Genomic DNA, 11,214 nt, shown 5'->3' on the forward strand with positions numbered 1-11,214 from the left:
CGAACCGCACCTGGTAATAGCGAAGCACGGCCGCCGCCATGGCCGCCGAACCTCTCGAGCGGCCAGGCCCAGACGCTTCATAGGCAGGCATCGACACACAATGTGTCAGGCCGCGACATCCCGCGACCGGTGGCTCTCCGCGGTACGGATAACGCAGGGACAGGTGGTGGTCACTGCACGAAGTCTTGCGTTGAGCCGACGTGCTGATGGGCATGATCCACGCTATGCGAGGGGATCCGGAGTCCATCGATCGAGCCCTGACGGGGGTCGCTGACGGCCTTCGGGTGGCGTTGACGGCGTCGGGGTGGACCGAACGAGCGTTGGGACGCCGTAACCTAGCGGCCTTCACCAGGCCCGCCGGTCATGGCGTGCTGGCCACCGCCGAAATCAGCCGCACGTCGATGTTCCGGTGGCCGGACGACTGGCCGGTCGAGATCGGAGTACGGGTCGGTGTCGGCTTCGAGCCGGCCCTGGACCTCATGCCGCTGCTGACTCTGCCGCCCAAGGTCACGCTCGTGGCGCACCCGTCGATGGCGGACGGCGTGGGACGGGTAGTTCAGTTACAGGCCGAGGCGGACGTGCCCGCGTTCACGCGCCGCGTCGTCGATCTGATCGACGAGCACCGGTCGTTCGCCGGCCAGTTCCCCGACGCCGCGGCGATCGAGGCGGTGCTCCGTGCGGCCGGGCCGGCACCCGGTCCGGATGCCGACCGAAATGCCATGTCGCGGCTGACGCTGCTCGCGGCGATGGGTAGGCACGAGGAGACGCGAGCCCTGCTCGCTCGTTATGCAGCAGGAAACGGCACCGGGCAGGTCAATCGCCGGAACGGGCGGTTCATCAGGCAACTGACCCGATGGCTCGACGCCGGCGGGCCGCCGATCCCGCCGATCGCCGATACCCTCGCCCGGCTTCCCGCCGTAACTGACCCGCCGCGACCGCGGGTGTCGTGGTCGGACGCTCGGGAGAAGTCGCGACTGCAGCGGGAGGCTATCGACGCGGTGCGCGCCCAGGCCGACGGCAAGTCGTCCGACGAGTTGGTCCGGGTGTTGACCACCGAGTATGGCCGCCGCAATCTTGAGATCACGCCGTCGACCGTCGATTCCCTGACCGCGTTGCTGCAGAACGAGCGGAAGCCGTTCGGACGGGCGCGTTCCACCCTGCGGGCGTTGCGCATGCTCAAGGCCGGTGGCACAGATGTGGTGCGGGCGATCAAGAATCGTTCCGATCCCACTCCGGACTGGCTGCAGCCACCGGAGCGGGCGAGTTACCCCGTTCATCTGATCGGCCGCCGTGCGACGACGGTGCTCCTCGACCCCGGCACCCGAGACTGGCTGGCCGCGGTCGCAGCTAAAGCACCGCATCGCATCGGCCGCACCGTCCCCGTCGACGTGTGGCTCACCCGAGAGACCCGATCGAAGGACGGATCCACCGAGCTCGTCGCACACATCGGCGACCGCCGCGTCGGCACGGTGCGCGGGTCCGAGACGACGGCGTACGACGCCATCATGCAGGCAGCCGCGTTCTTCGACGAAGACCCCTGCCTGCACGGCAGGCTCAGCGGACCCGAAGCCGAGGAGCAAACCCCGCCGATGCTCGAGATCCCCCTCCCCACCGACCCGGTCGGCACCCCCACGGGTTGACTCCGCGCCATTAGTCGTACGAGACTAGTCGCGTGAAAGATGCGAATCCGGTTCGGCTGCTGATTCTCGGTCTACTGACCGGCGGCCCGCTGCATGGTCATCAGATCCGGCGTGCTGCCGAGCAGAGCGGCATCGAGCAGTGGGGCGGGGTCAAGGTGGGTGCCTTGTACGGCATGCTGCACCGGCTCGAGGCCGAAGGTCTGGTCGAGCCGGTACGTGTCGAGCAGGAAGGGCGCCGTCCGCAGCGCACGGTGTACGCGATCACCACCGAGGGGCGTGCGGAACTCGATGTCCATCGCGACCGCGCCCTGACCCAGCCTGTCCTGCACTCGACCACTGTCGAGGCCGCGCTCAAGTGGTCGGCCGGTCTGGACCGCAACGCCCTGCGTGAGCGGTTGTCGCGCCGCCGGAGTGCTCTCGCCGGCGCGTTGACCGACCTCGTCGCCGGTCGCGATCTCTACCTTCAAGAGGGCAAGCTGCCGACCGCGGCCATCGCGGGTTACCGGCGTACGGAGCTGCACCTCGAAGCGGAGCTGGCCTGGCAGGACGAGCTCGAGGCGATGCTGCCCGACATCGCCCGGGAGTCCGGTGCGCGATGACCGACATCATCACGGCGCAGAATCTGACCAAGCGCTACGGCGGCGTCGAGGCGGTCGCCGACGTGTCTTTGTCGGTGGCCGAGGGCGAGGTGCTCTGCCTGCTCGGGCCCAACGGAGCCGGCAAGTCCACGACCGTCCGCATCCTCACGACGCTGACCCGCGCCGACGGCGGGTCCGCCCTCGTGGCCGGCTACGACGTACGAACGCAACAACGGTCGGTGCGGGCCGCGATCGGGTACGTCGCGCAGAGCGCCGGCACCGACGCCTATCTGACCGGACGAGAGAACCTCCTGGTCCAGGCGGCGGCCCATCGGCTGCGTCGCTCCGAAGCCGGCCGACGCGCCTCCGAGCTGCTCGACCTTGTCGCGCTCACCGACGCCGCAGACCGGACTCTCCGCACCTACTCCGGTGGCATGAAGCGGCGGCTGGAGATCGCGATGGGAATCGTGCACAGGCCGCGGGTGCTCTTCCTCGACGAACCAACCACGGGACTCGATCCCGCGGCGCGCAAGGCGATGTGGGACGAGCTCATTGGGCTGACGCACTCGCAGTCAATGAGCGTTCTGCTCACCACCCACTACCTCGAGGAGGCCGAGCAGCTCGCGGACCGGATCGCGATCATCAACGACGGAAGGGTCGTCGTGGAGGGGACGCCGGAGGTGCTCAAGGCCGGGCTCGACGGCGTCGCCCGCCCGACCCTCGACGACGTCTATCTGCACCACACCGGCCGCAGTTTCGTCGTCGACGTGGACGCCGAACGCCAGAAGGTGGTGCCTGGATGACCGACGCATTGCGCGACCACGTCGTACTGCTCGGCCGCAGCTTCCGGCTTCTGCGCAGGCAACCGATCTGGCTCGCGATCATGCTCGTCCAGCCTTTGGTATGGCTGCTTCTCTACAGCCAACTCTTCGGTCGGCTGCCGCAGCTCGGCGGCTTCGGCACCGACTCCTATCTGCAGTTCCTCGCCCCCGGCATCGCCATCCTCAGCGCCTTCTCCCACGGCGCGTGGGATGGTGGCGGCGTCGTACAGGACATCGAACGCGGCGCGATCGACCGGTTCCTCGCCACGCCATTGCCGCCCGGTGCGTTGCTGGCCTCCCGGACGGTGCAGGCCGCGATCACCGGAACCCTGCAGGCTCTCCTCATCGTCGCCGTCGCACTCGCCTTCGGCGCCCGCCTGGACGGTGGCCTACCGGGGCTGCTGGCGATCCTGGTGGCGGCCGGACTCGTGTGCGCCGCGTTCGCTTCGTTCGCCCATGCGCTCGCCCTGCTGTTGCGCAGGCAGGAAACGATGATCGCGGTCGGTCAGTTCGCCGTACTCCCGCTGATGTTCACCTCCGTGATGCTCACCTCGGCGGCACAGATGCCGCCGTGGATGCAGCGGGTCGCGAGTGCAAATCCCGTCAACTGGGCGGTCGAAGCCGCAAGATCGGCAATGCTCGGCACGGACTGGACTTCGGTGTTCGTCCACCTTGGCGCGCTCGCCGCCCTGGCCGCCGTAACAGAGACTCTCGCGCTGGCGGCACTCGGCAGGTACCAGCACAGCCTCTAGTCGTCGATCTCATGGGTCCTGCGCTTGCGGTCAGGCCGTGCCGTTGAGGATTCGGCCGATCCCCCGAGCCGACAGCTCCGACTTCGCCAAAAATCCGACTGCCGGGCTCTCGGCGACCAGCTCCGCATAGTCCGTCTCGCAACGTGCCGAGATCATGATCACTTTCGCGTCGCCGTCGGCCTGACCGTCCCCGGCGAGGACCTGGGCAAGGTCAAAACCGTTCTCCTCCCGGAGCCCGACGTCGACGAGAATGACGTCCGGCTGCAGCATGCGAGCCTTCCGCTGGGCCTCGGTGATGCTGGAGGCCTCCCCGACGACCGTCACGCCCTCACGCTCAAGCAAGACGCTCGCCGCCTTGAGGAAGGCATCGTTGTCATCGACGAGCAGGCAACGCAGAGGCATTCGATGAGTCTCGCAGGGATACGGCGCCGGCGCATTGCAGCTAGCCGGAACTCCTCGCCACGGTTGCGGACCATAGATCATGGACCACATCGGCAAGGCTTTGCCGTCGGATTTGTTGTCACGGCGGCTGCCGGACGGTTCGGTGCTCACGCCTTCCACCATCGCATCCTCAGCTGATCACGTCGTCGTAGCCAACCGCCAACTGCCCTTCCAGCTAGCAGGACTCACGACGCCGCCATCAACCACAACGCACCTGTCGATACCCGCCAGCCGGTAATGAGGATTGGCGCCTGCCGCGATGACGTGCGATCTGAACGCCGACATCGTTAGCTGTCATGAGCGCCGTCTTGGACGCACCGGCCGGAATGGTAGGCCGCACGAGGCGTCGGCGTCGCGCAGCTGGTGAGGCGCTTCCGGAGGTCAGGCCAGAACCGGCGGACGGGCTGGTGACCAAACCGCTCGGGCGTCTGGTTGCAGACCGCTACCGGCTCCGGTCGCTCCTGGGCCGCGGCGGTATGGGTCGGGTCTGGCTCGCCGACGACGAGGTGCTGCAACGGCCGGTCGCGCTCAAGCAGATCCTCCTGAACGGCCTCGAATCCACGGAGAAGCGCGCGACGGCGTCGGCGTGCGCCCGTAGAGAGGCTCGGTCCGCCGCACGCGTCGATCATGTCGGAGCCATCCGGATCCACGACATCGTCGAGGAGGACGGGTGCCCCTGGATCGTCATGGAGCCGCTGCCGGGACGAACGCTGAAGGAGGAGCTGCACGCCGCGGGCCCATTGCCGGTCGACCAGGTGATACGCGTCGGCATGTCCCTTCTCGACGTGCTGCAGGCGACGCACCGGGCAGGGATTTTGCACCGCGACGTCAAGCCGGGCAATGTGCACCTCTGCGGCGGCGCGAGGGTGGTCCTCACCGACTTCGGCATCGCGTGTGCCATCGACGATGCGACCTCGTCGATCGACACGTTTGCCGGTAGCCCCGCATACGTCTCGCCCGAACGGCTGGCCCGCGGTGACTTCGGGCCGGCGTCCGACCTGTTCTCACTCGGCGCGACACTGTTCACGGCAGCCGAGGGAAGGCCGCCCTTCGAGCGGGGCTCACTGCTCGAGACGCTCGCCGCGGTTGCCGAAGAGCCGCCGGAACCGTTCCTTCGGGCCGGTCCGCTGCGCCCGGTCATCGAGGGACTCCTTGCCAAGGACCCGCAACGGCGGCTGCGCGTCGACCAAGCCCGTGTCGCGCTGCGAGATATCGAATACGAGCGGCGCGTTGATGCGAGTCCGGCGGACTGATGCGCCAATGGCTGAATGACCGTCGTCGCGTCGATCGGTCGTCGGCCGGGCTCTTGGCGGAATCAGCCGGAAGCCTGCAGGCCCCGGCCGCAACGCTGTTGCAGCGCCGAGCAGCGGGCTACCGTCAACTCATGAACGCGCCAGACGCGGGCGCCGACGTGGCAGCAGGCCATGACCCACCAGAGCCGACGAGGCTGCGCCAGCTCGCGGATGCGCAGGCGGCGCTGCGGCGCGTGGCCACTCTGGTAGCTGGCGGCGCCCGCCCAGCCGAGGTCTTCACCGCCGTGGCGGATGAACTCGGCCACGTTATCGGTGCCGAGGCGACCTTCGTCTCCCGCGTTGATCACTATGCCGAGGAGCGCGGGGAGCCGGTGGGGGACTTCACTGTCGTAGGGTCCTATGGCCGGATAAGTGATCAAGTACCGGTCGGGTTCCGGCTAGAGCTCCTACCTGGGTCGATCCAGTCTTCCGCTCTCCGTACGGGGCGTCCGGTCCGGATCAAAGGAGAACAACTCGAAAAGGGCCCGTACGACGCGTGGGTCGCGCTCGGCATACGGGCCGGGGTGGCCACGCCCATTGTGGTTGGCGGACGCCAATGGGGCGTCACGGTGGCCGCCACTACGCAGGAGGATTTCCCGGCCGGTACCGAATCGCGCATGGCGGACTTCATGGAACTCGCCGCGATCGCGATCGCCAACGCGAGGGCCGAGCAGGAACTGCGCGAACTCGCCGACACCCAGGCGGCACTGCGCCGCCTGGCCATGCTCGTCGCGCGAGGCGAACCGCCGGAGGCAGTGTTCGCGGCCGCGACCAGGGAGGCGCTGGCGTATTTCGGTGGAGGCACCGCCAGGATGATCCGATACGAGCTGGACGGGACGGCGACGCTGGTCGCCAATGAAGGTACGACGGGTCCGCACGTGCGGGTCGGGGAACGCTGGGAGGGTTATCCACCGACCGGGCTGACCGCGACCGTCCTGCGCACCGGCCGGCCCGCCCGGGTCGAGGACTACGGCGCCATCGAGGGTGGCGAGGCCTACCTGCGCGAGGGGCTGCGGTCCGCGGTCGGCGTGCCGATCCACGTCAACGGCCGACTGTGGGGAACGATTGCCGTCGGGTCCGGGCAGGGGCCGTTGCCGCCCGACACCGAGCAGCGGATGACGGAGTTCACCGACCTGGTCGCCACCGCGGTCGCGAACGCGCAGAGCCGCGCCGAGTTGATCACCTCCCGGGCGCGGATCGTCGCAGCCGCCGACGAGGCCCGCCGGCGGATCGAGCGGGACCTGCACGACGGCGCCCAACAACGCCTACTCGCCCTGTCTCTCCGGCTGCGCTGGGCGGCGGCCCCCAACGAGAGTGATGAGATCAGCACCGAGATCACCGACGCGGCCGCCGATCTCTTGGAGGTGATCGACGAGCTGCGGGAGATCTGCCATGGCATCCATCCGGCGATTCTTTCCACCGCTGGGCTGCGGCCGGCGCTGCGCGCGCTCAGCCGGCGCTCCGTCGTACCGATGGAATTGGACCTGCGCATCGACGGCAGGCTTCCCGAGCCGGTCGAAGTCGGCGCCTACTACGTCGTGTCGGAGATGCTCACCAACGCCGCCAAACACGCCCACGCCTCGGTCGTCGGGGTGAACGCGGAAACCTCCGGCAGCACCCTCCGGATATGCGTGCGCGACGACGGAGTCGGCGGCGCCGATCCCCAGCGCGGCTCTGGCCTGGTCGGGCTCAAGGACCGCATCGAGGCGCTGGGCGGCACATTCTCGGTGGACAGCCCGAGGGGTGGCGGCACCACCGTGTGCTGCGAGCTCCCGGTTTCCGCTCGTACCAGGCAACCCTGGCGGTGATGCGGTGGCACGGACATCACGCGAAGCTTTTCTCGTCCCGTCGATCCAGCCCAGAGGAACAACGCATGGATAGCCATCATGAGCTGAGCCCGGAGCAAGCAAGCCGGCTGGCGACCACCGCGGTGACAGCCGACCTGGAGTACTGGGCCAGCACCGCGTCCGTTGACGGCTGGGTCGGTCTGAATGATTTGATCCGCGCCCTCGACGTGATTCGCGAAGACGGTACGCCCGAGGCCGCTCGGTAAAATGGCTTACGGCGTCCCGCAGGCCGACAGAACGAGTCGTCCCGTCCCGCTGAGGACCATGTTGAACACATCGCCCGATAGCACCGACGCACGTTCAACATCCTCTTCACGCCGCCGGCGCCCTCGAACGTGAACTCGACAGCACCCTGATAAGCCACCATCGCACCCTGGCGGGCGAGCATCCGATGTCACAGAGGTCCGGGCTGTCTCGTCTCGGGGCGGAGAGTCGAATCAGAAATCGGGATGGTGATTGTTGTGCGGGTGTTTGTGGCAGGCGGGTCTGGCGTCCTGGGACAGCGGCTGGTGCCGCAGCTGGTGGCCAGGGGTCACCAGGTGACGGCGACGACGACGGGTCCGGGCAAACTGGACTTATTGCGGCAGCTGGGCGCGGAGGGCGTCGTGATGGACGGGCTGGATGCGGTGTCGGTCGGTGAGGCGGTGGCGAAGGCCCGGCCGGAGGTGATCGTGCACCAGATGACCGGACTCTCCGCGGCACACGCGGGCAAGCCCGATATGAGGCACCCCAACAACTTCTTCGGTGGCACGGCTCGGCTGCGCAGTGAAGGGACCGATCACCTGCTGGCCGCCGCCGACGCGGTCGACGTCTCCCACTTCGTCGCGCAGGGCTTCGCGAGCTTCAACGGACTCCGCCAGGGTGGGTGGGTGAAGACCGAGCAGGACCCGCTGGACCCGGGTCCGAAGAGCGCCCTGAAGTTGGCGGCGTCGATCCGCCATCTCGAGGACGTGGTCGTCAAGGCTGGTGGCGCGGTGCTGCGATACGGCGGGTTCTATGGGCCGGGCGCCACGGACGACCAGGTCGAGCTCGTGCGCAAGCGGCAGTTCCCGCTCGTCGGCGGCGGCACCGGCTACTTCTCGTGGGTGCACCTCGACGACGCGGCGAGCGCTACCGTCCTGGCTGTGGAGCAGCACGCGAAGGGTCTGTTCAACATCGTCGACGACGAGCCGGCGCCGGTCAGGGAGTGGCTTCCTTACCTGGCGGCGTGCGCGGGCGCGAAGCGGCCGATGCGGATCCCCAAGTGGGTGGCTCGACCGCTGGCCGGGGAGATGGTGGTGCTGATGATGACCGAGGGACGCGGCTTCTCCAACGCCAAGGCCAAGCGTGAACTCGGCTGGAAGCTGCGCTACCCCTCATGGCGCCAGGGTTTTCAGGAAGAGCTGGCGTGACTCGCACCGAGGATTTCGAGCGGTTACGGCCGCTGCTGTTCTCGATTGCCTATCGAATCTTGGGCAGCGTGAGCGAGGCGGAGGATGCGGTCCAGGAGACCTGGCTGCGATACGAGGCGACCCCCACACAACCCGCGTCGACGAAGGCGTTCCTCTCCGCCGTGGTGACCCGGATCTCGATCGACGTACTGCGCTCGGCCCGCGTCCGACGGGAGAAGTACGTCGGGCAATGGCTCCCGGAGCCGCTGCTCACCGACCCCTACGAGGACCCGGAGCGGTCGGCGGAGTTGGCCGACTCGGTGTCGATGGCGGCCCTGTTGTTGCTCGAGCGGCTCAGCCCGCTTGAGCGGGCAGTGTTCGTGCTGCGGGAGGTGTTCGGGTTCGACTTCCCCGAAGTCGCGGCGGCCGTGGGACGGTCGGAGGCCGCGTGCCGCCAACTCGCGGTGCGGGCGCGCCGCCACATGGATGCCGGGCGTCCTCGGTTCGAGGCGGACCGTCGAGAGCGGGAGCGACTGGCGGCACGGTTTTTCGACGCGCTCCAGGACGGCGACGTCGACGGCCTGCGGGAGCTGCTCGCCGCCGACGTTCAATTGGTCGGGGACAGTGGTGGCAAGGCCCCGGCATTGGCCAGGTCAATCTTCGGCGCCGACAACGTGGCCCGGGTGCTCGCGTCGATCTTCCCCTGGCTGGTGCGGATCGACGTGCGGGTGGAGCCGCACGAGGTCAACGGTCAACCGGGCGCGATCCTGCGCGACCGGGACGACAAGGTGCTCGGTGCGTGGACGCTCGACCTACTCGACGGGAGGGTCCAGATGATCCGCTCGGTGAACAATCCCGACAAGCTCGGGCGCGTGGGTCCGGTGGCAGATGCCTGGGCGGTCGCTCGCGAGATGAACCAGGCTCGCCGCCCCCAGGTCTAGGTGGCACGCGCGAGGTCGGATAGCCAGGTCTTGATAGCGCGCTGCTCTCTCGCGCCGCGTTCGTTGAGCGACGTGGCCTCCACGCTGCGCACGGCCTCGGTGGCGGTGTCGAGCAGTCGCCGACCCCGAGGACTGAGGCGGAGCAGGAGAGTCTTCCCCTGACTCGGACGCCGCTCGCGGCTCAAGAGCGAACGGCCGAGGAGCTCGTGCACCAAGGTGTTCATGGTCTGCGGGGTGACGTCGAGCAGGCGGGCAAGCTCGGCCGAAGACATCTGGGGCTGGGCGTCGAAGGCGCTCAGTGCGGAGTATTCGGGGACGGTCAGCCCATGGCCGGCCAGCGCCGACTCGAGTCGCCGGCGAAAGTTCTGATATGCGACACGAAAGAGGTACCCGAGGTTTCCGTCCGGGCCGCGCGCCGCGTTCGCTGCATCATCCAACGACATGGGTCGAGTGTATCAGGGAACCTGATACACTCGCCGTATCAGGAGACCTGATACGCCGTAGATGCGTTGACGTCGCCTTGCTGGCAAACAAACGGGGAGCGCAGACGGATGGATGTCGACCAGGCAATTCGCACGGCCGAGTCGAAGCTGTTCAGGTTCTACGGGCTGACCATGGAGGAGTCCTTCCTCGACCTTCCGCGTGGGCGCATACGGGTGCTCAGCACCGGCGCGGGACCGGCCGTCGTGCTCCTGCACGGAGTCAGTCTCACCGGCGCCGCGTGGGCACCGCTGCTTCCCGCGCTCGCCGGGTACCGCGTTCATCTCGTCGACCTACCCGGCCACGGGCTCTCGAGCCCGGCCACCTACCGGCCGGACGACATACGCGAATCCGCCATCGCGTTTGTCGACGACCTTCTTGATGCCTTGGATCTCCCGACCGCGTCGGTCATCGGCCACTCGCTCGGAGGCATGTTCGCTCTCTGGTATGCGAGCGAGCGAACGGAGCGGATCGCGTCCCTGGTCGCGATCGGGTCTCCGGCAGTCGCGCTTCCCGGCGCCATCGTCCGGATGCCGCTCTCGCTCATGACGCTAAGAGCCCTCGGACCGCTCTTCCTGCGCACCCCGAGCCCGCGACCGGTATTTCGCTACCTGCTCGCCCAAGGGCTCAGCCCTGCGGCGGCGACACTCGCACCACCGGCACTGCTCGATGCGCTGCGACTGCCCATCCGACGTCCGGGAAATGCGCAGAGCGTCGCGTCGCTCATGCACGCGCTCAACCACTTCCGTCGCCCGCGCACCAGTAGCGTCCTGACAACGACCGAACTACACCGGATCACCACCCCGACGATGTTCATCTGGGGAGAGGACGATCCCTTCCTCAGCCCGACAATGGCCCGCCCATCGATCGCCGAACTACCCCGCGCCGCCCTGCACCCCGTGCCCGGGGGGCATGGACCTTGGTTCGAAGACCCCGATGGCTGCGCTGACCTGATCACCCAACACCTCAGCACCACTGGGTTTCCACCGGACCTCCCCAGCCCGACCCGAGCACCGACGCCTACCTGTCGTACGACTCGTTGATCACCGGGC

General features: G+C 68.1%; 13 protein-coding genes. 10 read left to right on the plus strand and 3 right to left on the minus strand.

Annotation, left to right across the window (positions count from 1 at the left end):
- Window positions 1-368 precede the first annotated feature (368 nt).
- The 4 genes from VGH85_11230 to VGH85_11245 are packed head-to-tail and all read left to right on the plus strand — an operon-like array spanning window position 369 to window position 3,791.
- Window positions 369-1,640 carry a hypothetical protein gene (locus tag VGH85_11230; protein ID HEY2174373.1) on the plus strand — a complete coding sequence of 424 codons (1,272 nt, stop codon included), beginning with the start codon at window positions 369-371 and terminating at the stop codon, window positions 1,638-1,640.
- 32 nt (window positions 1,641-1,672) lie between these two features.
- Window positions 1,673-2,239, plus strand: a complete 567-nt coding sequence (locus VGH85_11235; protein HEY2174374.1) for a PadR family transcriptional regulator — start codon at window positions 1,673-1,675, stop codon at window positions 2,237-2,239.
- Window positions 2,236-3,021 (plus strand): ATP-binding cassette domain-containing protein, encoded by a 786-nt coding sequence (locus VGH85_11240; protein ID HEY2174375.1) that lies wholly within the window; start codon window positions 2,236-2,238, stop codon window positions 3,019-3,021. The genes VGH85_11235 and VGH85_11240 overlap by 4 nt, the downstream gene beginning before the upstream one ends.
- The gene (locus VGH85_11245; protein ID HEY2174376.1) at window positions 3,018-3,791 is read left to right on the plus strand and encodes an ABC transporter permease; all 774 of its coding nucleotides are present in this window, start codon (window positions 3,018-3,020) and stop codon (window positions 3,789-3,791) included. Before VGH85_11240 ends, VGH85_11245 begins: the two co-directional genes overlap by 4 nt.
- 30 nt (window positions 3,792-3,821) lie before the next feature.
- Here VGH85_11245 and VGH85_11250 read toward each other — a convergent pair whose 3' ends face one another.
- Window positions 3,822-4,343, minus strand: coding sequence for a response regulator transcription factor (locus VGH85_11250; protein HEY2174377.1), 522 nt, complete (start codon window positions 4,341-4,343; stop codon window positions 3,822-3,824).
- A 296-nt stretch (window positions 4,344-4,639) separates the two neighbouring features.
- On the opposite strand from VGH85_11250, the gene VGH85_11255 reads away from it, so the two are divergent.
- Window positions 4,640-5,485 carry a serine/threonine-protein kinase gene (locus VGH85_11255; GenBank protein ID HEY2174378.1) on the plus strand — a complete coding sequence of 282 codons (846 nt, stop codon included), beginning with the start codon at window positions 4,640-4,642 and terminating at the stop codon, window positions 5,483-5,485.
- A 62-nt stretch (window positions 5,486-5,547) separates the two neighbouring features.
- Here the strand turns inward: VGH85_11255 and VGH85_11260 are convergent, their stop codons facing one another.
- The gene (locus VGH85_11260) at window positions 5,548-5,832 is read right to left on the minus strand and encodes a hypothetical protein (GenBank protein HEY2174379.1); all 285 of its coding nucleotides are present in this window, start codon (window positions 5,830-5,832) and stop codon (window positions 5,548-5,550) included.
- 309 nt (window positions 5,833-6,141) lie between these two features.
- Here VGH85_11260 and VGH85_11265 point away from each other — a divergent pair, with 309 nt between their 5' ends.
- From VGH85_11265 to VGH85_11280, 4 genes are all read left to right on the plus strand, one after another.
- Window positions 6,142-7,332 carry a GAF domain-containing sensor histidine kinase gene (locus tag VGH85_11265; protein HEY2174380.1) on the plus strand — a complete coding sequence of 397 codons (1,191 nt, stop codon included), beginning with the start codon at window positions 6,142-6,144 and terminating at the stop codon, window positions 7,330-7,332.
- Between the two features lie 65 nt (window positions 7,333-7,397).
- Window positions 7,398-7,577, plus strand: a complete 180-nt coding sequence (locus tag VGH85_11270) for a hypothetical protein (GenBank protein ID HEY2174381.1) — start codon at window positions 7,398-7,400, stop codon at window positions 7,575-7,577.
- Between the two features lie 261 nt (window positions 7,578-7,838).
- Window positions 7,839-8,762 carry an NAD(P)-dependent oxidoreductase gene (locus tag VGH85_11275; GenBank protein ID HEY2174382.1) on the plus strand — a complete coding sequence of 308 codons (924 nt, stop codon included), beginning with the start codon at window positions 7,839-7,841 and terminating at the stop codon, window positions 8,760-8,762.
- Entirely contained in the window at window positions 8,759-9,682 is a 924-nt protein-coding gene (locus tag VGH85_11280; protein HEY2174383.1) for an RNA polymerase sigma-70 factor, read from the plus strand. Before VGH85_11275 ends, VGH85_11280 begins: the two co-directional genes overlap by 4 nt.
- Here the strand turns inward: VGH85_11280 and VGH85_11285 are convergent.
- Window positions 9,679-10,125, minus strand: coding sequence for a MarR family transcriptional regulator (locus VGH85_11285; protein HEY2174384.1), 447 nt, complete (start codon window positions 10,123-10,125; stop codon window positions 9,679-9,681). The two genes, VGH85_11280 and VGH85_11285, sit on opposite strands and share 4 nt — an antisense overlap.
- A gap of 108 nt (window positions 10,126-10,233) precedes the next feature.
- Between VGH85_11285 and VGH85_11290 the strand changes: the two genes are divergently transcribed.
- Window positions 10,234-11,205 carry an alpha/beta hydrolase gene (locus VGH85_11290; GenBank protein ID HEY2174385.1) on the plus strand — a complete coding sequence of 324 codons (972 nt, stop codon included), beginning with the start codon at window positions 10,234-10,236 and terminating at the stop codon, window positions 11,203-11,205.
- Window positions 11,206-11,214: the final 9 nt, after the last annotated feature.

It is taken from the genome of Mycobacteriales bacterium, assembly GCA_036497565.1.
Classification (GTDB): Bacteria; Actinomycetota; Actinomycetes; order Mycobacteriales; family QHCD01; genus DASXJE01.